Source organism: Mucilaginibacter sp. OK283, from assembly GCF_900110415.1.
Classification (GTDB): domain Bacteria; phylum Bacteroidota; class Bacteroidia; order Sphingobacteriales; family Sphingobacteriaceae; genus Mucilaginibacter.
Genome location: NZ_FODR01000006.1, coordinates 366,198 through 392,669, shown reverse-complemented (window position 1 = coordinate 392,669; position 26,472 = coordinate 366,198). Strand labels below are relative to the sequence as shown.

Here is a 26,472-nt window from a genome sequence, read left to right as displayed (position 1 = left end):
AAAGCGATTCAATAAAAGATGATCCTTTATTAAATCGCTTATAAATGCCGCTCTTAAATAGCCACTTTTTCAGTGCCCTCTTGTTCAGGGCGGCAAGCTTCTCAATTCTGTTTCTAAAAGGTCAACATTTCTATCCGTCATGAACGGTTTCTGGCGTTCCTTATGCTGGATAGAAATATGAGCAGGCGAGTTCATGCTTTGATAATCTCCAATAAGCTTTGCCGATGCCTTTTTATAGCGGGCAATTTCGGTTCTGATTATTTCCGGCGGCGAAAGCAGCATTAAGTGATCTTCGTACATCCTCATATTTTAAATTTCTCTCAATCAAAAATACTAATATAATTAGCAAAATACCAAATTAATTAGCAAATTTGTTTCATGGATCAAAAACGATATATCGTACACATCGATCTCGATTCCTTTTTTGTTTCGGTTGAGCGTAAGTTTAACCCGGCGCTTATTGGTATTCCGGTACTTATTGGTGGCTCGGCAGATAGGGGGGTAGTGGCCTCCTGTAGTTATGAGGCCCGTAAATTTGGAATCCACTCGGCCATGCCGATGAAACAGGCCATGAAGCTTTGCCCTCATGCTACAATAGTTCGGGGTTCCCATGGCCGCTATTCTGAAGCATCCAGGGAGGTTACGGATATCATCCAGGACTCGGTACCGCTATTCCAGAAATCGTCGGTTGATGAGTTTTATATCGATCTTACCGGTATGGATAGATTTTATGATTGCTACCCGGTTGCATCAAACCTTAGGCAACGGGTTATTAAAGAAACGGGCTTACCTATTTCATTTGGGATGGCATCGGGCAAAACGGTGGCTAAAATGGCTACCAATGCGGCTAAGCCTAACGGCCAGCTGTTTATTAAACACGGCGAAGAACTCCAATTCCTGGCACCTTTATCAATCAGCAGAATTCCCGGCCTTGGCGAAAGTACTGCCCAAAAGCTTTATCAATATGGAATAGAGAAAATTGGCGACCTGCAACGTACCAATCTTAGGTTTCTGGAAACCGTTTTCGGCAAGGCTGGGATTTTTCTTTGGGAGAGGGCGCATGGAATAGATCGTAGCGAAATCATCCCGCATTCCGACCGTAAATCTATATCGACGGAGCACACCTTCGATATCAATGTAAACGATCAGCGCACCATTGAAACCATCCTTATTTCGATGACTGAAGAACTATCGTCAAAACTGCGGCGGGAAAATAAACTGGCATCATGCCTGGCTATCAAAATCAGGTATGCCAACTTTGAAACCCACACGCAGCAGCAAAAGATAGCCCTTACGGCTGCCGAACACATTTTGCTGCCAGGAGTTAAAAACCTGCTAAAAAAAGCCTGGAACCAGCACCGCCCCATCAGGTTGATAGGAGTAAGGTTGAGTAACCTGGCCAGCGGCCGCTACCAGATTAACCTGTTTGAGGATAACGAGGAACGTATTCGCTTATACCAGGCTATGGATAATATCAACTTTAAATTTGGCGATAAAACCGTTTGCCGCGCTGCAGGAATGGATATTGGCACGAGGAATTTTAATCCGTTTTTGAAAGGGTAGGTTACTAAGAGAGAGAAGATACAGTTAAGGACAGTTTGTAAAAAAATCCGGTTAATTTAGCGTTCGTACTTCCGGTAAACCTGTAATTATTTCCACCATGATGAAACAAATAAGACTACTGCTATTGTTGGTACCCATATTCGTGGCCCTGAGCGCTTACAAATCTAAGGAATTGACCTGGGTGGCCATAGGTGATTCAATCACTTACCTAAACGATCACCTTGACGAAACGGGTAACCGGGTTACTATGGGATATCTAACCCGTGTAACGAAGCAGTGCAATGGTTTGCATTATATTAATAAGGGGTTTAATGGCTGGACATCGGGCGGTATCGCAAAAAACATAGATAGCCTTGGAATCCCGGTCGCGGATATTTACACTGTTTTTTTGGGAACTAACGACTGGTGGCAGGGGAGGCCTGTTGGCAGCATGAGCGATTATAAAGCCGGTAATGGCAATACTACCGTTTATGGCTCGTTCCGCATTATTATCAATAAGCTGCGCAGCTTAAATCCTGTTGCCAAAATTCTGCTGATAACTCCGATGCAAAGAGTCGACTTTGTGTATATTAATAATCAGCGAAATAATGCCTTTGGCAGCTATCGCACTAAGAACGGTCAGTCGTTGGAAATGGTTGTGAATGCTATAGATTCCATTGGCCATTGGGAACAAATCCCTGTGGTTGACCTTTACCACGACCGCCGGCTGGCAATAGAGGACCTGGTTAAATTTAAACGCCTTAAAAACCCAGCATCTGGTGCTTACGAAAATTACGTTTACCCGGAATTTACGAAAATATCTTTTGATGCTGTTACCGACGAATATCCTTATCCTAAGGAGGCCATCGGGTTAACTTACGATGGCTTACATCCTTCGGATTGGGGAAACGCCGTTATCGCAGGGGCGATGACAAAAGTATTTAAACAATGGTTTGGTGCAGATAATACAGCCAATAAGTAATACAAAGATATTTGACGGCCAGGTATGCCAAGAATCACACCGACGAAATTTTCGATATTTACACCTGTAGATTTTTAATATGAAAGTTTTTTTTAGCGTAGTATTATGTGTTTTTTCCTTCGCCATAGCTATACCGGTATCGGCATTACCAGTGATGTCCGTGCCTGGCGATACCGTTTTAATGGCCGATCCGACCATCTTTATGGAAAAAGGCGTTTATTATTTATACGGTACAGGTAGCAAAGATGGATTTTTGGTATACCGCTCAACTGATTTACATCATTGGATAGGGCCGATAGGGAATAGAGGTGGGCATGCATTACTGAAAGGAGATAGTTTTGGAACACAGGGATTTTGGGCGCCGCAGATTTTTAAATATCGGGGTAAATATTATATGGCTTACACAGCTGATGAGCAGATAGCCATTGCCACGAGTGATAGTCCGCTTGGTCCATTTGTGCAAAAGAACAAAAAAAAGGTTTCTGGTAGTGGTAAACAAATAGACCCCTTTGTTTTCGAGGATACCGATGGAAACCTGTACCTGTACTACGTGCGTTTGCAAGATGGTAACCGTATTTTTGTTGCCCGTTTAAAACCCGATCTTTCTGACATTGATTTAGCAACTGTAAAAGAATGCCTGCATGCAGAGCTGCCATGGGAAAACACCGACTTATCCAAATGGCCTGTGTCAGAAGGGCCTACCGTATTAAAACATGCCGGTCTGTACTACCTATTTTATACCGCTAATGATTTTCGTAGTAAAGATTATGCGGTGGGCTACGCAGCATCAACGTCGCCTTATGGGCCGTGGACAAAAATGCAGGATAGCCCGCTCATCAGCCGGAAAAATACGGGCGCCAACGGTACCGGCCATGGTGATTTTCTGCAGGATGCAAAGGGCAATTTATACTATGTATTTCATACACACAACAGCAATACCCGTGTTGGTCCTCGTAAAACCGCAATTATAAGGGCCGAGTTTAGCAAGGGAGCACCAATAAAAATGTTAGTCGACTCGGGCAGTTTTCGTTTTTTGGTGTTGCAGTAACGTTCGAAACAACATAAGCCAGGCGTCTGATATCTCATATCTTACATCTCAAACTTGCTCTCGGTTGCCGTTGGTCAAAGGTTTTTAACCGTTGGTCAAAGTATTTATATTGATTATGCCGGTTTTGTTTCTTTTGATAAAAAAACAAAACGACTATGGAAACCACACAACGTCAAACCTACCTCGATTGGTTAAGGATTATATCAATTTTAGGGGTATTATTTTTTCATTCGGCTATGCCTTATGTGGCCGAGGATGGCTGGCACATCAAAAACGCACAAACCAGCAACCTGATGATGGAATCAAATCACTTTTTGCACCTTTTTCGCATGCCGCTGCTCTTTTTTATTTCTGGTACCGTGAGTTACTACATGATGCAGCGGCGATCTGCTTTAAACTTCATCGGCTTACGTTTCCGCAGGCTGTTTATCCCGTTGCTGGTTGGCATGTTTATTATAGTGCCGCCGCAAATTTATATGGAACGGCTTGCAAATGGCTATCGTGGCAGTTTTGGGCAGTTTTATACAAGTGTATTTAATTTTGTACCTTATCCCAAAGGCAGCTTCAGCTGGCACCACTTGTGGTTTATTGCTTACCTGCTCATCTATGATTTAATATTTGCGCCAATATTCGCCTGGATGGTATCGTCCAAAAGCGATGGCTTCAAACAGAAACTTACACTGCTGGCTAAAGGGAAATGGGTATATATGTTAATGCTGCCAGGCGTTATTTGGTTTACCCTGTTAAGCTGGCAATTGCCCGAAACCAATGACCTTGTACATGATGGCTGTTACTTTGTTTACTGGCTGTTTTTTGTACTGGCCGGCATTATATGCATCGTACAACCCAAACTGATGGATAGCCTGGAGCGCAACCGCCGCTTTGCCTTAACCATCGGTTTTTTAAGCCTAATGTTGTGGGAATGCATGCGTTGGAACGGTATTGAACCCCGTGAAGCACGGTGGCCTTTTCAAAATATACTATTTAGCTACGCTTTTACGGCCCTAAGGCCCATTATTGCCTGGGGATGGGTATTGGCGTTGGTTGGCTACGGCAAGCAGTATCTTAATGGTACACACAAAGCGCTAAATTATCTTAACCAAGCTGTTTACCCGTTTTATGTCCTGCATCAAACTGTAATAGTTTTAGTTGTTTATTATATTGTACAAACACGTAATGAAAGTATCCTGTCTAAATATATTTATACGGTTGGTATTACCTTTTTTGTAACAGTGCTTATTTATCATTTACTGGTACGCCCTTATGCTTTAACACGGTTTTTATTTGGAATGAAACCCTTGGAGAAGAAGAGTCAAAAACCAGGAATTAAGATTCAAGACGAAAAGCAAGAATTACCGATTATTCAGGATCGGATTATTGAATCGGCTCTATAATAATATGATGTTGGATGTTTATCGGCCAATGTGTTATGCATAATTAAAACAATTATGCATAACTTAACGAACGTCGAAATAGGGCATTTGTATTAACTCCTGACTTTCCAAATGAATTTTTTTAAGAAATATATTTCCCCCGCGTTGTATGGCCTGCTGGTATATTTTACCGTAAGGCTGCTGCACGACACTGAACATGATGAAATGTTTTGGAAAAGAGACTGGGGTTTAAATGTCCTTGAAATGAGCTGCAGTGTATTGGTGGGCTATGCAGGCATATATATATTTGACTGGCTCTTTCGGTTTTATGACAGGCGCTGGCCATTGCAACTTAATTATAGGGGAATAGTAAGAGAATTAATTATACTGGTGTCTGCTAACCTGGTTTTGGTGAACCTGGTATTTACTCCAATGGCTGCATTGACTGACGACGGCCTATCCTGGGGTGATCTGGCAGACCTCACCATGATACCAACCTTATACGCCATTATTTATTATGGCATAGCCCGTAGCAGTACATGGTTAAAGGCCTACATTGCCAACAAGGTACAGCTGGAAAAGTTGACTAACGATCAGTTAGAAACCGAACTTAAGTTTTTGAAAGCCCAATATCATCCGCACTTTTTGTTTAATGCTTTAAACACCATTTATTTTCAGATGGATGAGGATGTGCCGGCGGCCAAGCAAAGTACAGAATTGCTTTCCAGTTTGTTAAGATATCAACTTTACGATCAGCAGCAACAGGTACCTATAAGCCACGAATTGGAATACCTGCAAAACTACATCCGCTTTCAGCAAATAAGGGCCAGCAGTAAATTGAAGCTGAACGTTTGTTTTGATGAAAGGTTAACAGACCAGCCAATTTACCCATTACTACTACTACCATTGGTCGAAAATGCTTTCAAATACGCGGGTGGCAACTTTGAAATCAGCATTAGTGCAAATATTAACGACGGCGACTTTATTTTTGCTACATTTAACGATGTACCGGCACAAATGCAGCCTAACGAAAACTATACAGGTATTGGGTTAGAGAATTTACGTCGCCGTTTACAGTTGTTGTATCCGGATAAACACAGGTTAGTTGTTGGTTGTGCAGGAAATCGTTTTTCGGCAGAGTTGGTGATAGAATTTAATTGATGAACTTGATAACTTGTATAATAACCGATGATGAACCTTTTGCGCGCAAGGGCCTGCAAGGTTATGTGGAAAAGATCAACTTTTTTGATTTAAAAGCGAAATGCGAGGATGCCATGGAACTGAGCGAAGTGCTGAAACAACAGCCTGTCGATCTGTTGTTTTTAGACATCCAGATGCCGCATTTAACAGGGGTTGAATTTATTAAGTCGTTGCAAAACCCGCCAAAAGTAATATTTACCACCGCCTTTAAGGAATATGCCACCGATGGTTTTGACCTTGATGTGCTGGATTATCTATTAAAACCCATCTCGTTTGAGCGATTTATGAAAGCTGCCTTTAAGGCTAAAGATTATTTTGATCAAAAGGGGAGTAGTGACTTCGAAATGGGGTATATGTTTGTAAAAAGCGAAGGCAAGCTTGAAAAAATTGTATTTGATGAGGTGTTGTTTGTGCAGGGCATGGAGAACTATGTGGTAATACAAACCGTCAACAAAAAGATTATCACCCACAGCACACTAAAAGCCTTTGGCGAAAGATTACCGCAGCGTAAGTTTTTACAAACTCATAAATCGTACTTTGTGGCATATGATAAGGTAAACTCAATTGATGGCAATATGCTGGATGTAGGAACAAACCATGTGCCTATTAGCAGACAGCTACGGGAACGGGTAATACAACTGTTAATTAACAAAGGGAATAAATAATGTTACGAAACCCGTTCAACGATATTTAATTAAACTGTTCTTTTAACCGAACCAGTCTATCTATCATCAGGTTAAGTTTTTCTTCCTCATTTTTAAACATCCTCGGCTTTAAATAAAAAGTGGTAAACAGAAACCAGATGGTGATAGAGCTGTAAGTGCCAATTTTAAATGCCAGGGAAGAGTTTTCCAGCACCTCAATAAAGTAGAGTGCCAGCCCGGCGCTGATTAACAGTATGTAGATGTAATAAAACCAACCTGTAATTTTCGATCGTGTTTTTTGATACTCTTTTAGGCTATCCAAATATTCGGCCGGGTTAATGGTTGCGTCGCGCTTGCTTAAAATGTGATAGTGCCTTACGGTAAGCGCCAAATACATCAGCATGGTAAGCAATACTATTAAAATACCCGCCGTTGTAACCCCTGACTTGAACGCCAGGAAAAATGTAACAATGGCCGCGAATACAGTAACGGCCACCATGGCCACAATTGTCCAATACAACTTGTTGGTTATGCCGCGAATTCCCTTCTTTACCTGCTTCAGCACATCATCCACTGAAAGCTGATCTTGCTTTGGCTGTCCCTGCCAAACCGACATCAAATGATCAAAGTCTTTCATACTGGTTATATAATTCTGTTAACTTCTGTTTAATACGATAAATTTTCACCCTCAAATTCCCCTCTGATATTCCCGAAACATCTGCTATTTCGGGGTACGGCACTTCATCAAGCACCAGTGTTATAATAATTCTTTCCGATTCTTCCAGTTTTGATATGCATTTATACAGTAAAGCAACCTGCTCATTCTTTTCAGAAAATTCCTCTCGTTTTGTTTCGGCTATTTGTTCGGTAAGTTCGTCTTTTGCCTGTCGCTTCTCTGATCGCAGGTAGGTTAAGCAGGTGTTTACTGCAATACGATAGATCCAGGTAGAGATCATGGCCTGGTTACGAAATTTATCCAGGTTTTGCCATACTTTTAAAAAAGTTTCCTGTAGCAGGTCGTTCGCGGCGTCATCGTCGCCGGTATAACCATAGCACAAATGGAAAATCTTTTTAGAATTAGCTGCATAAATTTCCTTGAATGCTGCTTCTTTGTTGGCCACTGTTAATAGAATTTATATACGTTAGATTATCTTAGTGTACATATGTTACAACAGGTAATCACTCTTTTTAAACCAGTTTAATTTTTTTTCAGCATCGGCAATTAATGCATTGTAGTTATCGGCAAAATCATATTGAAGGTCTTCATGTAGTTTAGTTATTAGCGTTTTTACCTTTTCAACCTGCCGGGTTAATATTAGGCGGATTGGTTTGTAGGAGGTCCGCCTGTCGGCATACTCCAGGTAATTGTTGCAGAAATTTAGCAAAAACTCTATTTCTGCTGTTTTTGATCCTGTAAACTTAGTGTACTTGTTTAGGAGCCGCAGTATTTTGCGCATGCCTTTGGCGGCATTATAACTTAATGCCGGCAATTGGCTAAACATAAACCCCGCCTCGGCTTTGACTTTTTCTATAAACGCAGCCTCGTCATAGGCTTCAAACAATAAATAAGCCAATAATTCTTTATTCTCTTTTTTATAACGCGACAGGCGAAGCAATAATTCAGATAACTGCTCATGTGGCAAATGCTGAATCTCTTTCTTAATATGCTGTAGTCCGTAGGTGGTAACTGTCATGCGTTGTAAAGTTGAACAAAATAGTAAAGAGAATCAAGTGCTGCGATTCAACGTAGAAAATGGAACTTTATTTATCGGTCATCAAGGCGATATTATATTACATAATTAACATTATGTTAAATAAATATATTAAAGAGAAAGGCTTTGCAATGAAAGCCTCTCCTTTTCAATATATTTTATTGCTTTGGTAATGCCTCTATCTGTGCCTTTAGTTTGGCTGCATTTGCTTCGTCTTTTACTCCCAGGTAATAAGTACGCAAGTTTGTTAATGCATCAATAGATTTTGGATTTAAATCTGCAGCTTTTAACAAGTATGGTTTTGCCGCTTCAAACTGAGCTTTTGCTTTCGCTATAGCTACATCGTATTCTTTTTGTTTGTTGGCCGGCAATTTATTGGCAGCATTATAATCATCGATAGCAGGATTAATGATAACGTAACCTAAATTCAGATTGGCTTCAAAGTAGTTAGGATCTATCTCTAATGCCTTTTTGTACATTTCTGCCGCTTTATTATAGTTTTCAACTTTGCTTGCCTGTAATTTGGCTTTTGTAGCAGCGTCTTTTGCTTTGGCTTGTTCTTTTGTAGTTGCTTCTGCGGTCTGTGAATATGTTAAACCAGCATAATAATATAAAGTTTTGTTTTTAGGATCGGCTGTTAACGCGCTTTGTATTTTATCCAAAACTTCTTTCTCTTTGCCAGTTTGCAGGCTTATCTCAATTTCTCTTTTGCGTAGTTCGGCATTATTAGGATATTTAGCTACGCCTTCGCTAACCGTTTTTAGTGCATTAGCTGTATCCGCATTTAACAGGTAAACAGACGACAGATCAAGATATACACCTTGTACTTTTGAAAACTTGGTAGTTACAAGTTTAGTGTAGTTTGATATGGCTGCAGGATAATTTTTTGAATTTGCTGCCGATAAACCAGTGTAATAAATAGCATTGGTATCTTCGGGCAATATAGTACGATAATAATCAAATGATTTATAAGCAAGATCATATTTGCCGCTTCCATATTCGGCAACGCCTTTTGTAAGCTGGTATTGGGCCAGATTTAAGTTACCAGCGTCAATAAGTTGTTTATTTTCGCCTTTAGTATCCAACTCTTTAGCTTTTTTTAACGCTTCTTCGGCAGTTGTAAACAACGGTAACGAAGTAGTTGCTACTGAATCCAGGTTAGCATAGGTGGAGTAAATTACACCTTTTAATGCGTAAGTAAGCGGCAATGTCGCTGTTTTTTCATTAGCGGCTGCTTTGTCGATAGAAGTGCGTGCAGTAGTTAAACTTGCTTTAGCTAAGGGTGTGCCCCTTAAACCTTCATACTTTTCATATTCTGATTTGGCAGTGTTCAATTCGCCTTTTTGTGCAAACGTTGTTGCCGAAACTAAGCCCAGCAGGCCCGCCATCAAAAGTTTGATTTTCATGTTTTATTAGTTAGTTAGCTGTTTTAATTTATTGTTTATTTTTTCAAGTTGATCTTTGTTATTGGTTTTGGCATATACAATTTGCAAAGCCTGTAGACCTTTCACATTGCCCGGCGATATTTCATTCGCTTTTTCGAGCCATTGGATAGCCATACCAATATTTCTGTCACTTTCCCCCTCCTGCTTTGCCAAAGCGCTTTCCTTTAAGTACAATAACCCCAGGTTAAGTGCCGGATCATAAGCCGAGCCATTTAACTCAATAGTATGTAAATAAAGCGATTCGGCCTGGTCGTATTTGTTCAGATGATCGTAGCAATTAGCGGCTACAAATGCAATATCGGCGTTATTTGAATTAATATCAAGTAGTTGCGCAATTAATGGCTCTAATGATTTATAATCCTTTAAATTGTTGTAGATATTGGCTTCATCCAGCAATAAAAACCTGTCATTAGGTACAAGTTTTCGACCTTTTTTGAGTATTTGAAGCGCTTTTGCTGTATCGCCCAATGATTTATAAATACTTGACGCCGTTTCAATATACTCGGTACGGGTGCTGTCTACCGCTAATAAATTACTGTAATACTTAGCAGCATCTACCAAATTCCCCATCTTGTTATTTGCATAGGCGATGTAATCATTGATTTGCTTAAAATTGGGCGCATATTTTTTGGCATTTTCAAATGATTGCCGCCCGTTAGCGAAGTCAGAATTATTTACAAATTCAAATCCTTTCCTGATGTAAACATTAGCCAGGCAACGTTTTACATAATCCATTTCGGGCTGATAATTGTATATCTTGCTTTTGGCCGAAAGCTTGTCTGTAAGATCTGACGTCTGTGCCAATAACGTGGCAGGCTGCCCAAGCGTATTTGCAGAATCGATAAATAAAATACTTGCGTTGATTAATGCCCGGTAAGTATTCCTGGCTAAATCTGCTGAATCTGATTTGGTAACCACCAGGCTGTCGGCCGATTTTTTGGCTGCCCGCAGGTATTTCAAATCTTTATTTTGCTTATAGAAAGCCAGGTTATTAACTACAACTTTAAGCGCTTCGGATTGTGCGAAGGCAAATGTTGTAGTCATGAATGGTATTAAAACCGATAAAACAATTTTACGGCACTGCATATTTGTTATTCAGTTGGTGGTTCGTCAGTTTTTGATTCTTCGCTGCTTTCGGTTGCCTCGTTTTCATCGGCTGCACCTGCTTCTGCATTTTCATCAATTTCCTTCTCTTCATCCTCGTCGTGCTCAATTTTAGCAACCGAAGCAATCTCATCGTTACCTTTCAGGGTTATCAAACGTACACCTTGTGTAGCCCTGCCCATTGTGCGCAGTTCACTTACGGCTATACGGATAATAATTCCCGATTTGTTGATGATCATCAAATCCTCTTTATCAGTAACACCTTTTATAGCAACAAGGTTTCCGGTTTTTTCGGTAATATTTAAAGTTTTTACACCTTTACCACCGCGGTTGGTTACCCTGTAGTCGTCAATATCGGTACGTTTACCGTAGCCCTTCTCTGACACTACCAACACCGTTGTTTCACTGTCGTTGATACTGATCATGCCAACAACCTCATCTGTTTCGTCATCCAAAGTAATACCACGAACACCCGTTGCGGTACGTCCCATTGGCCTCACGGTAGATTCGTTGAAGCGAATAGCCCTGCCCGATTTAAGCGCCATAACAATTTCGCTGCTGCCTGTAGTTAAGGTTGCTTCTAATAAGGAATCGCCCTCGTTAATGTTAATAGCATTGATACCATTAGCACGCGGACGGGAATAAGCCTCTAAAGAAGTTTTCTTGATGGTACCTTTCTTGGTACACATGATAATAAAATTGTTTTCCAGGTATTCTTTATCCTTAAGGCTAATCAGCTTGATGTATGCTTTAATGTTTTCCTCCTTAGGGATATTGATGATATTTTGTATAGCACGTCCTTTTGAAGTACGCGTTCCTTCGGGGATTTCAAATACACGTAACCAGTAACACTGGCCCGATTCGGTAAAGAACAGCATGTAGTTGTGATTGGATGCAACAAGCAGATGCTCGATAAAATCAGCATCGCGGCTGTTACTTCCGATAGAACCTTTACCACCCCTGCCCTGGCGGCGATACTCGGTTAAAGGCGTACGTTTAATGTAACCTTCGCGCGATATGGTGATAACCACATCTTCATCCTCAATAAAGTCTTCAGTCTGCATCTCGGCAGATGAGTGCACCATTTCGGTACGGCGCTCGTCACCGTATTTCTCTTTGATCTCTAACAGTTCATCTTTAATGATCTGCATCCTTAAGCCTTCGTCGGCCAGGATAGATTTCAAGTGTTCAATCAGTTTCATTAAGGCTGCGTATTCATCCTTAATTTTGTCACGCTCAAGTCCGGTTAATCGGCGAAGTGTCATATCCAATATGGCACGCGCCTGGATATCACTTAATCCAAACTGGGCCATTAAGCCTTCCCTTGCTTCATCAGGTGTTTGTGATGCGCGGATCAGTCGGATAACTTCATCCAAATGATCTAAGGCGATTAATAAGCCCTCTAAAATATGGGCGCGTTTTTCGGCTTCTGCAAGTTCAAATTTGGTACGGCGGATAACAACCTCGTGCCTGTGCTCCACAAAGTGGTGAATCAGGTCTTTCAGGTTCAGCATCATCGGGCGGCCATTAACAAGCGCGATGTTGTTTACGCTAAATGATGTTTGTAACGCGGTGTATTTGAACAGGTTATTTAGTACGATAGCTGCATTAGCTTCGCGTTTTATCTCATAAACTATGCGGATACCCTCCCTGCTCGATTCATCGCGGATGGCAGAGATGCCTTCCAGCTTTTTATCGTTCACCAGTTCGGCAGTGCGTTCAATCATCAGCGCCTTGTTCACCTGGTAAGGTACTTCGGTAACAATAATGCGCTCCCTGTCGTTCCCGTGAGTTTCAATCTCGGCCCTTGAGCGGATAACAATCCTGCCCCTGCCTGTCTCCAATGCCTCACGCGGGCCTTCAAAACCGTAAATGATACCGCCCGTCGGAAAATCCGGGCCTTTTACATATTTCATCAGCTCGATAACCTCTATCTGGCGGTTATCAATTAATGCGATTGTGGCATCAATAACCTCCGATAAATTGTGGGGCGCCATATTGGTGGCCATACCCACCGCAATACCCGAAGCGCCGTTAACCAAAAGGTTAGGGAATTTAGCAGGTAAAACGGTTGGTTCCTGTAACGAGTCGTCGAAGTTTAACTGAAAATCAATGGTGTCCTTGTTGATATCGGCCAACATCTCTTCGGCAAGCTTTTGTAAGCGGGCCTCGGTATAACGCATGGCTGCAGGCTCATCCCCATCTATCGAGCCGTAGTTACCTTGTCCTTCTACCAATAAGTAACGCAGGCTCCACTCCTGGGCCATACGTACCATGGTATCGTAAACAGATTTATCACCATGTGGGTGATATTTACCCATCACCTCGCCCACTATACGGGCCGATTTTTTGTAGGGCTTGTTATTATTTAAGCCCAAATCAAGCATGCCAAATAAAACACGCCTGTGTACGGGTTTCAGTCCGTCGCGGACATCGGGCAGCGCCCTGGAAACAATCACCGACATTGAATAATCAATGTATGCCGATCGCATTTCCTCATCAATATTTATCGAAATTATTCTGTCTTCTTTGCTTGAATTATCGTCAGCCATTTTTATTTATTTGTAGAACCTTCTCTCTGTTTTTCGTGTTAAAAATTGATTTTTAAACGACCTGCGAAGTTAAGAAAATAGTTGACTAATGTGCCAATTTTGGCAACAATATGCATGCATAATTTATACACACAAGCTAATTTATTAACGTTGCAGGTTTGGTTTATTTGATTTTTACCCAGTGATCTTCAATCTTATTACCGTTGGGTAAAACGGTGAATAATTTAAGTGTATCATTACTAATTGTATAAGTATATTTCACTACTTTATTGAGCAATTCTGAGGATTGCAGGCTGTAGGTTTGCGTTTCAAAACAAGTATCGGCCTGCAATTGGTAATCTCCTTTTTCGTAAACCACATCCTTCTCGCCCTTTTCTTTTAAAACGGCTTTATAATGTAATTTATCATAGGTGCGTTGTAGCGAATAAGCGGCTGAAGCGCTATCCGTTTTGCCGTTAACAACACCTCCCCTATATTCCCATACGCCTTTAAGCGGGTAATCTATTGCGGCAAATGAGCATAAAAAGCAAATTGTTAAAATTGGCAGCACAAGCTTTTTCATAGGTAATGATATTAAGCCCAGTTAATTCCTTTTTTTAATAAAGATAGTGTTTTTTCTTCCTCGCTACCCGGCGTTGCCTGGTAGTTATACACCCATTTGGCGGTTGGCGGCAGGCTCATTAATATTGATTCGATACGGCCATTTGTTTCCAGGCCAAATTTGGTGCCGGCGTCATAAACCAGGTTAAACTCGGCATAGCGGCTGCGGCGCTGGTATTGCCACAACTGCTCTTCCTCGGTAAAAGATTTACTACGGTTACGGTTTACCAATTCGGTATAAGTTGGGATGAAAGAACGACCTAACGCTTTCGAAAAATCAAAAATATTTTCCCATGATAATTCGTCATTGGCAGTCAGCCTGTCATAAAAAATACCACCTATACCCCTGGTTTCGTTTCGGTGTTTGATGTAAAAATAATCATCGGCCCAAAGTTTAAACCGGTGATAAAAATCATGATAGTAATTATCGCAGACAGCTTTTAAGCTGGTATGAAAAAATTTAGCGTCGTCATCAATCACATAATGTGGTGTAAGATCGATGCCGCCACCAAACCACCGGATAGGTTGGTTATTACCATTCATAGATGAAGGCATTTCAAAGTAACGGATGTTCATGTGGATGATAGGCACCATCGGATGGTTTGGATGGATCACTATAGAAACGCCCGTCGCGAAAAAATCGTCAGATTCTACCTGTAACGCTCTTTTCATGCTATCGGGTAGCTGGCCATGCACGGCCGAAAAGTTTACGCCTCCCTTTTCAAAAATATTGCCATTTTGGATAACACGCGTACGGCCGCCGCCGCCGCCCTCCCGCTCCCATTTTTCCTCTTCAAACGTGGCCAAGCCATCTGTCAATTCAAGCGCCGCACATATCTCGTCCTGTATCTGTTGGTAGTCTGCAGCTATTTGTTCTTTGCTAATCATTAATGCAAATGTAATTTAATTTGAGAACCTAATTGATTTGAGAATTTGAAGATTTGAGAATTTGAAAATGTAAAAAGGGACAATGGTACATCAATTTTCAAATCTTCAAATTCTCAAATCTTCAAATTAACTTATCTCCACATAATCCAAGTCCTTACCAAAAGTTTCCTTTAGCTGACTTAACGAAAATAACGAAATAATAGTAAGTAATCCCATCATGATATAACCAGCTGTGATATCTCCGTAATGTGCTTTAAAAAGGTTAAACACCATTATGATCGGAATTAGCAACCCGCGAACGAAATTTGGTACAGTAGTAGTAACTGTCGAGCGGATATTTGTTCCGAATTGCTCTGAGGCTATTGTAACAAAAGTGGCCCAATACCCTACTGTGCATCCCATAAAAAAGCTTAGCATCGCAAATTTCTCCGGAGTAATTCCCTTACTGCTCAGGTAAAAGTGAACACTCACTAACGACAGCAGTAAAAAAGTTGCCATGGTAAGTTTTCTCGATTTTGTAAACTGCGCAAGCAGGCCCGCAACAACATCGCCCACTGCAATACCTATATAGCTATAAAAAATACCATCGCCGGGCTTAATAAGTGTTTTAGCACCTAAAGCAATGCCAAATTTATCCGAAAAACTAATAAGCACCCCTATAACATACCACAACGGCGCGCCTATAAGTATACAAAACAGATACTTTTTAAACCGCGTCCAGTTTGTCAATAAAATCCGGATGTTGCCTTTAGCTGCACCGCTGTTTTTTTCGTTTTTAAACATGCCCGATTCAAAGGTGCCTATCCGCAATAGCAAAAGTAAAATACCCAGGCCGCCCCCAACAAAATAAGCATTACGCCATCCAAACTTTGCTACAGCGTAAGCAGCAGTTGCGCCAAAAAGGCCTATTACAGCTACCATCATGGTGCCATATCCCCTGTTTTCTTTACTTAAAGTTTCGCTTACCAGTGTAATACCTGCTCCTAATTCACCGGCAAGGCCAATTCCCGCTATAAAACGGACAATAGCATATGTATTTACATCATGAACAAGGCCATTGGCAAAATTGGCTATTGAATAAAGTAATATAGAACCGAAAAGTACCTTTATTCGCCCAAGTTTATCACCTATAATGCCCCACATGATTCCGCCAAGTAACAAGCCAAACATTTGCACGCTGATGATAAATTGACCTTTATCGGTGATTTGCTGTTCATTCAACCCAAGATCTTTAAGGCTTGAAATACGTACTATCGAAAAAACCAGCAGATCATAGATATCAACAAAATAACCCAGGGAAGCAACAAGTACAAGGAATATCATGTTCCTGGTGGCCTTAGCGGCGGTAACATCAGTCATAATTATAATAATTGGATGGCTAAAGTAGCAGAATTATACATATAGTTTCAAAAAAACAGCACAAAAAAAACCCCTGTGTATGCAGAGGTCTTTTATCAAGAACTTTGGTTATTTATGCTTTTTTAACATTTACTGCCTGTAATCCTTTTCTGCCTTCTTCCACTTCATAAGTAACGCTATCGTTATCTTTAATGGCATTTACGCCACCTTGCACATCCTTAAAGTGTACAAAAAGATCTTTACCATCTTCGGTAACAATAAAGCCGTAACCCTTTTGTGTGTTAAACCATTTTACTTTTCCAGTTTTCATAATTATAATTATCGTATTAAAAAATTGTTGTGAGATTAAAAACTAAAGCCAAACTGAAAATAAAATGGTTTTAATGTTCAGACGGAATAGATAACCCTATCTTTTTCAAATATATAAAATAATTAATAAACCAAATAAAATTATTTATTTGGTTGCGGAGTAGTGCGTAAGTAGGGTTTTATGAGTGTGAAACCCTTTGGAAATTTGGCCGGAATGTCTTCTGTCTTGGTAGCAGGTACCACAACAACGTCTTCTCCGTCTTTCCAATCGGCTGGTGTAGCAACACCGTAATTGGCCGTTAACTGCAACGAATCAATAACCCTTAAAATTTCCTGGAAATTACGCCCGGTTGATGCAGGATAAGTAATAATTAACTTTACGGCTTTATCGGGCCCGATAATAAACAACGAGCGCACCGTTGCGTTTACAGACGCGTTGGGGTGGATCATATCGTAAGCTTCAGAAATTTTACGGTCTTCATCGGCAATAATCGGGAAGTTTACCTCTACTCCTTGCGTCTCATTAATATCGTTTATCCACCCGGTATGTGATTCAACCGAATCAACACTTAGTGCTAAAACTTTAGCATTGCGTTTAGCAAATTCATCTTTTAATGCCGCTGTTTTACCAAGTTCGGTAGTACAAACAGGTGTATAATCGCCTGGGTGCGAGAATAATACTCCCCAGCTATCGCCAAGGTATTCGTAAAAGTCTATTTCTCCTGCCGAGGTTTTTGCTTGAAAATTGGGGGCTTTATCGCCTAATCGTAAACTCATGACTAAATTATAATTTAAGTAGATTAAAGTCTACTAAGTTAATATACATTAATTGACAAATCCAAATTAATCAGAAATTATACCACTTTTTACGCCAACATTACACAAGGTATGTTGTTGAACAATTGAACCAGGCTAAAAACTAACATTAATGGCACGACATACATACGATACCGGGATAATTGGAAACTGCGCTTTTTTGGCGCACATACACAAAAACACAAATATAGAATGGCTTTGCTGGCCGCGATTTGACAGTACTTTTATTTTTGGTGGTTTACTGGACAAGAAAAAAGGTGGCGAGTTTTCCATTTTACCTGAAGGAGAATTTACGTCCCATCAGTATTACCTCGAGAATACCAATGTGCTAATAACCGAAATTAGTCCGGCTTCAGGCGGCATGTATCGGGTAACCGATTTTGCTCCCCGTTTTTACCAGCACCAGCGCTATTATAAACCTTTGATGCTGTTCAGGAAAATTGAAGCTATTGAAGGGTCGCCGAGGGTTAAAGTAAAATGTGAGCCGGTGTCTGAATACGGCGCTGTGAAACTTAGGGTAAACCGCGGCAGTAATCACATTCAATACCTGGGCGGCGAAGAGAACATCAGGCTAACCACCAATATTCCCATCAGCTATGTTTTTGACGGGCAGCCCTTTGTGCTTAACGAAATCAAATACCTGGCGCTCACTTATGGCGAACCATTGGAGGCGCCGCTGATTACAACTGCCGAACGTTTTTTATCCGAAACTATCCAATACTGGCGCACGTGGATCAAACACTCCTCTATCGCCACTTATTTTCAACCCTATGTAATCCGGTCCGGGCTGGCTTTGAAAATACACCAGTTTGAGGACACAGGAGCCATTATTGCGGCCAGCACTACCAGTTTGCCGGAATCGCCGGGAAGTGGCCGTAATTGGGATTATAGGTACTGCTGGCTGCGCGATACCTACTATGTGATAACCGCACTTAACCACATTGGCCATTTTGAAGAAATGGAGCGGTATTTTAGTTACGTTACCGATATCTCTTTTTCAACAAATGAGCGCTACCAGCCACTGTATAGCATTACCGGTAAAAAAGATCTGGTAGAAATTGTTTTAACCGATTTGGAAGGCTACCTGGGCAACCAGCCGGTACGCGTTGGCAACCAGGCATCCGAACATATTCAGAACGATATTTACGGGCAGGTAATGATCTCTATGTTACCACTTTACACCGATCATCGCTTTGTTTTCTCAGAAAGGAAAGACTCGGTACGATGGATTGAGTTTTTGCTGAATAAGATTGAGTTTACAATTGACGAGAAAGATGCCGGCATCTGGGAGTTCCGTAACATGGCCAATATCCACTGTTACAGTAATTTGTTTCAATGGGCAGGAGCTTCAGCAGCCGAAAAAATGGCGCGTACGATTGATAATCAGGAACTGATTGATAAGGCAATAGCTTTAAAAGAACGCGCAGCCGCGCATATTGAAAGCTGTTATGACCCTATTAGGAAAGTATACACCAACTCGGCAGGCAGTTCAAACCTGGATGCCAGTACCTTACAGCTTATCATGATGAATTACCTCGACCCAACATCGCAGCGGGCAAAGGATCATTTAATTGCACTTGAAAATGAGCTAAAAGCAACTAATGGATTATTTTACAGGTACTTATACAAGGATGATTTTGGCAAACCTAAAACCACTTTCCTTATCTGCGCATTTTGGTACGTTGAAGCGCTGGCCAGTGTTGGCCGCATTGATGATGCCCAGCGCGAGTTTGGTAACCTGCTCAAATACTCCAATCACCTGCTACTTTTCAGCGAGGACGTGGATGAAAATGACGGCAGCCAATGGGGGAATTTTCCACAGGCATACAGCCATGTGGGATTAATGAACGCGGCTTACAGGATAGCTATTAAGTTGGATAGGCCTATATTCCTCTAAGAAGCTGTCTAAAAACGAGATTTATTTATTGCCGTTGACTTTAGTCAACGGTAAAAGAAGGTATCGTTGCTGGCTTTAGCCAAAATATTCAGTGGAATTTGGCTAAAGCCATTCGCCTTTTAGTCATTATTCCGTTGACTAAAGTCAACGGCAATGATTTTTATAGGATACATAAATAATCTAAATCAAATTTAGACAGGTTCTCACCCTTAACACGATTTAAGGATTTTGCAGGATTGACAGTTTTTTTTTGATTAACGCCTGGTAAAAGTTCGTCATTAACGAAGTTTTACCAAGCTTTGAAATCTGAAATCTGCACATTTGAAATCTGCACATCTGCATTAATCTTGCAAAATCCCTGAATTTTGTCCTACGTATTGTTTGGTAAAACTGGTGAGCAGTTTTCGTACCTCTTGCGGATTGCGCAGGTAAAATTTAGCCGCCGACAGATTACTGCCCACCTTAATGGTAATGGCGCTTTCTGGCAGGGCTTTAAAAATATCCTCGTCGGTATAGTCGTCGCCAAAGGCTATCACAAAATCATAATCTTTGCCCTCTGTCAAGGTTAAAGCTGCTTTGCCTTTGTTGATATCCATATTCTTCACTTCCAGTACCTTATCCCCTGCCAATAGCTGTAAGCCTTTATCGCTGGCCAGGTACTTGAGGTTATTCATCAACTCCCCTGCCCTTAGCTCTCCCAGGCCGGCCTGGGCTTTGCGATAATGCCATACCAGTGAGTATGTTTTCTCTTCGATAAACGATCCTGGTGTGCGATCTACATAGGTTTCCAATAATGGGTATATATCGTGCTTCCATTGGTCAGATAGTCCGGCTATTTTATGCCAGGTAGTACCCGGCTGTTTAAACCAGGAACCGTGCTCGGCTATCAGATACATATCTGTGTGCTGAAACCACTCGTCGAGGTTTTCATGTTTCCGGCCGCTGATGAGCACTACCTGGTTGGCAGGGTCTTCAGTAAGTTTTTGAATAATGTTATAAAGCTCCTTATCGGGGCTGGCCTGCTCAATGGCCGATCTGAACCCAACCAAAGTACCATCATAATCTAAAAAGATAATGCGTTTTTTGGTTTTACTGTAGCGGTTAATGATGGATTGCTCGGTAGTGTTACTCACGTGCCTGGTTTGCAATGAACGCTGCATGAGTTTTACCTCCTTTAGCCTGTCCATAAAAATTTTAACCCAATGCCTGATGTTAAATTTAGCCACTAACTGGCGCATTGGAATCATGCGTTTTTTTTGCTCATCAAGCGGCATGTTAATTGCCTGTAATATCGCCCTGCATACCTCGCCGGTATTATTGGGGTTTACAATTATCGCATCTATTAATTCTTTAGATGCGCCAGCCATCTCACTCATAATCAATACTCCATCATTATTTACGCGACTGGCTACATATTCTTTACTCACCAAATTCATCCCATCGCGCATTGGCGTAACCAGGCAAACATCGGCAGTGGCATATAAGGCTGCGAGCGTTTCGAGGGGGAACGATCTGTAATAATAGTGAATAGGACTCCAATCCATAGTACGGTAAATGGAGTTGATATTGCCCACTTTTTTATCAATCTCATCGCGCAGGTGTGCATACTGCGGCACTGTATCGCGCGATGGTACCACTATCATATAAAGGGCTATATTTTCAATACATTCGGGGCACAATTGCAGCAATAATTCAAATGCCGCAAGCCGTTGTAATATGCCTTTGCTGTAATCAAGCCTGTCAACAGATAGTATCAGTTTACCATCTTTAAAGTTATTCTTGATCAGTTCTACCTGGTGTTTTACATCGTCCTGCAATGGTAACGATGCATATTTTTGCTCGTCAATCCCCATGGGAAATGATTCGACTACTATTGATCTTTCGCCGGTCGCGATGATATTTGCCGAAGATGTTACCGGCAAAATACGGGTTGTGGCACCTAAAAAATGCCTTACATCATCAAAGGTATGCAGGCCGATCAGATCGGCTCCAAGCATTCCTTCCAATAATTCCGATCGCCAGGGAATCAATCTAAACATCTCATGCGATGGGAAAGGGATATGCAGGAAAAATCCGATAGAAACATCGGGGATTTCGTGCCTAACCAGGCCCGGCAGCAGCAGCAATTGATAGTCATGTATCCATATAACATCGCCGGGCTCGGCGATAGTCAGTATTACATCTCTGAATTTTTTGTTAACTGCCTGATAATAATCCCAGTTTGATTGTTTGTAGGTGGCATAAGTAGATGCGTAGTAATGAAAAACGGGCCATAAAACCTCGTTCGAGAAACCCTCATAATATTGGTTAATCTCTTCCTGGTCAAGAAAAACGGGCACCAGGCTTAACTCTTTTAACTGTTGGGTTACGGTATCTTTATCCTCTTGTTCTGTAATTTCAACGCCGGGCCAGCCTATCCATACGTTATCACCTTGTTTGTAAATTGAACCTAAGCCGGTAGCTAAGCCTCCCTCGCTTGATGATAAATTATAGTCGCTATCGGTTTTAGAGATTTTTACAGGCAACCGGTTAGATACGATAATGGTCTTTGGCATAATAATTATAAAATATATTAACTAATACTTTATAAAGTCATAAACAGCCAAGTTGTTTGATAAAATATAATTATTGCAATTATCATAAAATAAAAAAGCCATCCCGATAATTGGAATGGCTTGTATGAGCGTACTTTTTGAAGAATTATTTCACTTGTTGAAAAAACTCAAGGTTTGCTTGTTGAGTTATCCTTACAAGTACTTCGTGTTTGTCGTTCTTAAGATCAACAAAATATGAAGTAGCATCAATGTTTGAATTGATATCGGTGTTAGCCTGGTAAACAATTACTTCATTAACGTCGTAACCAGCGTAATCTTTGCTGATTTGTTTCATTGTTTTAGCGGGGATGGCTTTAGCGTCAACGCGTTGAGTTACACCAAGGTACTCGCCGTTAAGGTTGTAAAAAGCAGTTTTCCTTACGCCATCAACAGTAAATGTTGCTTTCTGGGTATTTTTAGTTACAGTCCAGTTCACATCTTTTGCATCAGCAAAGTCAACGGTGAAACCATGTAAGGCTATGTATGATACGTTAGTACCTCCATCATTCTTTTTACCGCCATCGGCAGCAAATACATTAACACTTAATAAAGCGGCAATTGCGGTTGTTAAAAATATCTTTTTCATGTTGTTTTAAATTTTAAATCCATAACAAAAATAGAATAATATTATAAATTTGGCAACTATAATTTAATTTTTATGAATATTTTATAATTTTAGATGATTTATAGTGTAAAATTTAATTTTTAGCAATACACTTAGTGTATATTTTACAATATCTTAAAGAATTGAAACGCAAATAAATCGGTTTAGCTAAATCTAAATGCATTAAACAGCTAACTTTTGGCTTCAAATATGTAATTCTCCAGTAAATTTCCAGCGACAAAATGATGCCTTTAGCCCGAATGGAAAATTCTGCGAAATGTTGAAGGGAAAAAGAGATTATAAAAAGGTCTGTCATTGTGAGTAATCACCAGTTTGGCTGAAAAAAACAGAAATGACATTGCTGCAAATGAGGCTTTTGTAGAGACGCATAATTGCGTCTCCCGCAGGACATTCAGGACTTGCAAGGTGCGATTGCAAGGCCGATTTGCATGTGTGATTTGCATGCGGGAGACGCAATTATGCGTCTCTACAAAAAAACAATATTGATAATCAATAATTTACAATGATGTCATTATAAGTGGTAAAATTTCGTGAAATTCTGAAGGAGGAATGACGTATATCGCATGTCGGCGAGTCGACTCACCCCGATGAGGCTCCGCTTGTCTGTCTCTCTCTCCGACTGCATCGCATATAGGGGCTAAAAAGGAAAAACAAAAATGAGCTTCACCCTCTTTGCGGCGCAGCCGGAGAGAGGGTGGTCGGGCGTAGCCTCGACCGGGTGAGTCGTAGCCAGCGTTCAAAAGCCGAATGATTATTTGAACTGAAACACATCAAGTGCATGCTTTTATTTATTTGATTCCCCCTTGCTAAATCGATTCAAGCAAAAAAGCCACCCCGGATACCAGGATGGCTTGCAATAGTTGTGATTTTTTTAAAGAATTACTTTACTTGTTGAAAAAACTCAAGGTTTGCTTGTTGGGTTATCCTTACAAGCACTTCGTGTTTGTCGTTTTTAAGATCAACAAAGTATGAAGTAGCATCGATGTTTGAATTTACTTCGGTGTTAGCCTGGTAAACAATTACTTCGCCAACTTCGTAACCAGCGTAATCTTTGTTGATTTGTTTCATCGTTTTAGCTGGGATAGCCTTAACGTCAACGCGTTGAGTTACACCAAGGTACTCGCCGCTAAGGTTGTAAAAAGCAGTTTTCCTTACGCCATCAACAGTGAACGATGCTTTTTGGCAATTTTTAGTTACTGTCCAGTTTACATCTGTTGCATCAGCAAAGTCAACAGTAAAACCATGTAATGCTACGTATGATACGTTTGCACCTCCGTCAGCTTTTTTACCGCCATCGGCAGCGAATACATTAACGCTTAATAAAGCGGCTATTGCGGTAGTAATAAATATCTTTTTCATGTTATGTTAAATTTTAAATCCACAACAAAAATAGGCTAATGTTGTAAATTTGGCAAATAAAATTCAATTTTTATGAATATTTTATAATAACAGTCAAATTGACGTATAAAATTTAATTTTTCGCAATTTACTTAGTGTACATATTACAATATCTTCACCATAAAAATAGACTAATATCGATTTAGCAAGATGCTAAACCGATATATTTACGATTAATTTACATTGAGTTAACCGTTGTCGGCAAATCCGGGGTATAAAGTCATGCCTCCATCCATAAATATGGTTGTACCGGTTATATAGTCGGCCTGGTCTGATGCCAGCCATGCTGCCAGTTGCCCTATATCGTTAGGTTTGCCTATCCGGTTATAAGGTATCAGGGTTAGTAATTTATCCAGCGCTTCGGGTGTATCCCAGGCCGATTTGTTGATGGGGGTTTGAATAGCACCCGGCCCGATGCCAACAACCCTGATTTTATGCGGTGCAAGCTCCTGGGCTATACTCTTCATAAACATACTGATGCCGCCTTTACTGGCGGCATAGTTTACATGCCCGGCCCAGGGAATTACTTCATGTACGCTGCTCATACAAATGATTTTGCCGGCGGCCACGCTTCTTTCTTCGACTACTCCCCTGCGGATAAATTCTTTGGCGGCCTCGCGCGAGCATAAAAACTGGCCGGTAAGGTTGATGCTGATTACCGTGTTCCAATCCGCCAGCGTCATATCTACAAATTTGGAATCTTTTTGCAGCCCGGCATTATTAACCAATATGTCTATTGTATGGTAGCGCGCAAACATTTGCGCAAACATGGCTTTTACTTCGTCTTCGTGGCTTACGTCGGCCTGCACTGCGAAGGCCTCGCCGCCAGAGGCTGTTATTTGTGCAACAACCTCCTCGGCAGCCGCCTGGTTATGCGCATAATTGATTACTACTTTGGCACCCGCGGCCGCCAGCGCCAGGGCAACGCCTTTACCTATACCGCTATCGGCGCCTGTTACCAGGGCCGATTGATCTTTTAACGATGGAGTTTGGTTCATGCTAACAGTTTTGATTGTTCAATATAACCAATAAAATTGCGCCAATAATGTTTTGACACGATTTAAGGATTTTGCAGGATTAAAATGAATTATGCCAAAACTTCGTCGGCTTCCGATTCTTCTTTAATACGGGCAACCATCATGATAATAAGTGCGCCAAAGCCCGATACTATGCCAAATGCCCAGCGTAAACCAGCAGCCTGGGCTACAAAGCCAACAAACGGCGGGATAATTAAAAAGCCAAGATAGCTTACGGTAGATATAGCCGCCAGGGCCTGCCCGCTTTTTAAGGTTTTTGACCGGCCGGCCATACTGAATACCAATGGCACTACACAGGAAATACCCATGCCAACCATGGCATAGCCAATAAAGGCGGTATATATGTAAGGTAAAAGCACAGCCATTAAAAAACCGAGTAAAATAAATACGCCGCTAAAGTTCAATACTTTTTTAATACTGGTGGCAGCTACTATCCTATCACCGGTAAAGCGCCCAAGTGTCATAAAAAACATGTAAACTACAAAGGCAGCCGTTGAGGTGGCCTTTGGTGCATGCAGCGCTTTTTGAAAATAAATGCTGCTCCAGTCATACATCGTGTTTTCGCAGGCCATACAGGCAAATGCAATGAGCGCGAATTTGAGCAGATCTTTATCGGGGAATGAAAAAACGGTAGTGTTGCTTTGGCCGTAAGGAGCTTGCTCAAGGGAGCTGGGATAAAACCAGAGTGTTAGTATAAACAGTACAACACTTACACCAATAAGGTGATAGGTTGGCGCAACATTAAAATAAACCATAATATAGCCTACTGCCGCCCCGGCAAAACCCGCCAGGCTCCAGATGCCATGAAAAGTAACCATGATAGGTTTATCATACATAGCTTGCACCCCTACCGCCTGCGCATTCACGGTTATGGCAATTACGTTACGTGTGGAGCCTATAAAAAACAACACCAAAATAAGCTCCCACATATAAGCAGTAAAGCCAGGCAGGCAAAGCAATAACGTAAACGCTGTTACCCCGCCAAACATGATACTGCGGCTGCTAAAATGCCTGAGCATTTTAGAGGTGATAGGCATGGTAAGCATCAGGCCGATTGGCAGGGCAAATAAAACCGCACCTAATTCTGCTTCGTTTAAATGTAACTGCTGTTGCAGTGATGGGATGCGCGATGCCCATGATGAGTACCCAAACCCCGAAATAAAGAAAAAAATACTGATGCCGGTACGTAGTTTAGCCCTGTTAGCAACACTGGTGTTGTCCATGCGGCAAAAGTAAAAATAAATTATTTGCCTGCCAGCTGTTTACGGATGCGGCTTAAAGTTTCTGGCGGGAGGGCCAGGTTTGAAACTATCCTATTTTACGGGAAGCGCTGCAAAAAAAGTAAGG

General features: G+C 41.2%; 24 protein-coding genes. 7 read left to right on the top strand and 17 right to left on the bottom strand.

Going from position 1 to position 26,472, the window contains the following annotated elements; translation table 11 throughout:
• Window positions 1-84: 84 nt before the first annotated feature.
• A complete protein-coding gene (locus tag BMX56_RS16750) occupies window positions 85-306 on the bottom strand; it encodes a hypothetical protein (RefSeq protein ID WP_143065460.1) in 222 nt (73 codons plus the stop codon).
• A gap of 72 nt (window positions 307-378) precedes the next feature.
• Here BMX56_RS16750 and dinB point away from each other — a divergent pair, with 72 nt between their 5' ends.
• The 6 genes from dinB to BMX56_RS16720 all read left to right on the top strand — a co-directional run bounded on the left by dinB (window position 379) and on the right by BMX56_RS16720 (window position 6,810).
• Entirely contained in the window at window positions 379-1,563 is a 1,185-nt protein-coding gene (gene dinB / locus BMX56_RS16745; protein WP_090650412.1) for a DNA polymerase IV, read from the top strand.
• Window positions 1,564-1,660: 97 nt separating this feature from the next.
• A complete protein-coding gene (locus BMX56_RS16740; RefSeq protein WP_218152437.1) occupies window positions 1,661-2,524 on the top strand; it encodes an SGNH/GDSL hydrolase family protein in 864 nt (287 codons plus the stop codon).
• A gap of 79 nt (window positions 2,525-2,603) precedes the next feature.
• Window positions 2,604-3,572, top strand: coding sequence for a glycoside hydrolase family 43 protein (locus BMX56_RS16735; protein ID WP_090650406.1), 969 nt, complete (start codon window positions 2,604-2,606; stop codon window positions 3,570-3,572).
• A gap of 155 nt (window positions 3,573-3,727) precedes the next feature.
• Window positions 3,728-4,966 carry an acyltransferase family protein gene (locus BMX56_RS16730; protein ID WP_090650404.1) on the top strand — a complete coding sequence of 413 codons (1,239 nt, stop codon included), beginning with the start codon at window positions 3,728-3,730 and terminating at the stop codon, window positions 4,964-4,966.
• 111 nt (window positions 4,967-5,077) lie between these two features.
• Window positions 5,078-6,106: a sensor histidine kinase gene (locus BMX56_RS16725; RefSeq protein WP_090650401.1), complete on the top strand. Its 1,029-nt coding sequence runs from the start codon at window positions 5,078-5,080 to the stop codon at window positions 6,104-6,106.
• Entirely contained in the window at window positions 6,106-6,810 is a 705-nt protein-coding gene (locus BMX56_RS16720) for a LytR/AlgR family response regulator transcription factor (protein ID WP_090650398.1), read from the top strand. The genes BMX56_RS16725 and BMX56_RS16720 overlap by 1 nt, the downstream gene beginning before the upstream one ends.
• A 25-nt stretch (window positions 6,811-6,835) precedes the next feature.
• On the opposite strand, the gene BMX56_RS16715 is transcribed toward BMX56_RS16720, so the two are convergent.
• The 11 genes from BMX56_RS16715 to BMX56_RS16665 all read right to left on the bottom strand — a co-directional run bounded on the left by BMX56_RS16715 (window position 6,836) and on the right by BMX56_RS16665 (window position 17,535).
• On the bottom strand, window positions 6,836-7,426 hold the full coding sequence (locus BMX56_RS16715) for a hypothetical protein (protein ID WP_090650382.1): 591 nt from the start codon (window positions 7,424-7,426) through the stop codon (window positions 6,836-6,838).
• Window positions 7,413-7,910, bottom strand: a complete 498-nt coding sequence (locus tag BMX56_RS16710) for an RNA polymerase sigma factor (protein ID WP_090650380.1) — start codon at window positions 7,908-7,910, stop codon at window positions 7,413-7,415. Before BMX56_RS16710 ends, BMX56_RS16715 begins: the two co-directional genes overlap by 14 nt.
• A gap of 45 nt (window positions 7,911-7,955) precedes the next feature.
• On the bottom strand, window positions 7,956-8,483 hold the full coding sequence (locus BMX56_RS16705) for a hypothetical protein (RefSeq protein ID WP_090650377.1): 528 nt from the start codon (window positions 8,481-8,483) through the stop codon (window positions 7,956-7,958).
• A gap of 176 nt (window positions 8,484-8,659) precedes the next feature.
• Window positions 8,660-9,907, bottom strand: a complete 1,248-nt coding sequence (locus tag BMX56_RS16700) for a tetratricopeptide repeat protein (protein WP_090650375.1) — start codon at window positions 9,905-9,907, stop codon at window positions 8,660-8,662.
• Between the two features lie 6 nt (window positions 9,908-9,913).
• Window positions 9,914-10,990 carry a tetratricopeptide repeat protein gene (locus BMX56_RS16695; protein WP_090650374.1) on the bottom strand — a complete coding sequence of 359 codons (1,077 nt, stop codon included), beginning with the start codon at window positions 10,988-10,990 and terminating at the stop codon, window positions 9,914-9,916.
• 47 nt (window positions 10,991-11,037) lie between these two features.
• Entirely contained in the window at window positions 11,038-13,602 is a 2,565-nt protein-coding gene (gene gyrA / locus BMX56_RS16690) for a DNA gyrase subunit A (RefSeq protein WP_090650371.1), read from the bottom strand.
• A gap of 163 nt (window positions 13,603-13,765) precedes the next feature.
• A complete protein-coding gene (locus BMX56_RS16685) occupies window positions 13,766-14,164 on the bottom strand; it encodes a hypothetical protein (protein WP_090650369.1) in 399 nt (132 codons plus the stop codon).
• Window positions 14,165-14,175: 11 nt separating this feature from the next.
• On the bottom strand, window positions 14,176-15,090 hold the full coding sequence (hemF, locus tag BMX56_RS16680) for an oxygen-dependent coproporphyrinogen oxidase (protein ID WP_090650367.1): 915 nt from the start codon (window positions 15,088-15,090) through the stop codon (window positions 14,176-14,178).
• Between the two features lie 126 nt (window positions 15,091-15,216).
• Window positions 15,217-16,449 (bottom strand): MFS transporter, encoded by a 1,233-nt coding sequence (locus BMX56_RS16675; RefSeq protein WP_090650364.1) that lies wholly within the window; start codon window positions 16,447-16,449, stop codon window positions 15,217-15,219.
• A 112-nt stretch (window positions 16,450-16,561) separates the two neighbouring features.
• On the bottom strand, window positions 16,562-16,759 hold the full coding sequence (locus BMX56_RS16670; protein WP_090650362.1) for a cold-shock protein: 198 nt from the start codon (window positions 16,757-16,759) through the stop codon (window positions 16,562-16,564).
• A 140-nt stretch (window positions 16,760-16,899) separates the two neighbouring features.
• Window positions 16,900-17,535, bottom strand: coding sequence for a peroxiredoxin (locus tag BMX56_RS16665; RefSeq protein WP_090650359.1), 636 nt, complete (start codon window positions 17,533-17,535; stop codon window positions 16,900-16,902).
• Window positions 17,536-17,686: 151 nt separating this feature from the next.
• Here BMX56_RS16665 and BMX56_RS16660 point away from each other — a divergent pair, with 151 nt between their 5' ends.
• Window positions 17,687-19,471, top strand: a complete 1,785-nt coding sequence (locus BMX56_RS16660) for a glycoside hydrolase family 15 protein (RefSeq protein WP_090650356.1) — start codon at window positions 17,687-17,689, stop codon at window positions 19,469-19,471.
• Window positions 19,472-19,812: 341 nt separating this feature from the next.
• Here the strand turns inward: BMX56_RS16660 and BMX56_RS16655 are convergent, their stop codons facing one another.
• From BMX56_RS16655 to BMX56_RS16635, 5 genes are all read right to left on the bottom strand, one after another.
• Entirely contained in the window at window positions 19,813-22,026 is a 2,214-nt protein-coding gene (locus tag BMX56_RS16655; protein WP_090650351.1) for a bifunctional alpha,alpha-trehalose-phosphate synthase (UDP-forming)/trehalose-phosphatase, read from the bottom strand.
• 145 nt (window positions 22,027-22,171) lie between these two features.
• On the bottom strand, window positions 22,172-22,651 hold the full coding sequence (locus BMX56_RS16650) for a hypothetical protein (protein WP_090650348.1): 480 nt from the start codon (window positions 22,649-22,651) through the stop codon (window positions 22,172-22,174).
• Window positions 22,652-23,569: 918 nt separating this feature from the next.
• Window positions 23,570-24,049 (bottom strand): hypothetical protein, encoded by a 480-nt coding sequence (locus BMX56_RS16645; RefSeq protein ID WP_090650346.1) that lies wholly within the window; start codon window positions 24,047-24,049, stop codon window positions 23,570-23,572.
• Between the two features lie 227 nt (window positions 24,050-24,276).
• On the bottom strand, window positions 24,277-25,086 hold the full coding sequence (locus BMX56_RS16640) for an SDR family oxidoreductase (RefSeq protein WP_090650344.1): 810 nt from the start codon (window positions 25,084-25,086) through the stop codon (window positions 24,277-24,279).
• Window positions 25,087-25,175: 89 nt separating this feature from the next.
• On the bottom strand, window positions 25,176-26,348 hold the full coding sequence (locus BMX56_RS16635; protein ID WP_090650342.1) for an MFS transporter: 1,173 nt from the start codon (window positions 26,346-26,348) through the stop codon (window positions 25,176-25,178).
• Window positions 26,349-26,472 lie beyond the last annotated feature (124 nt).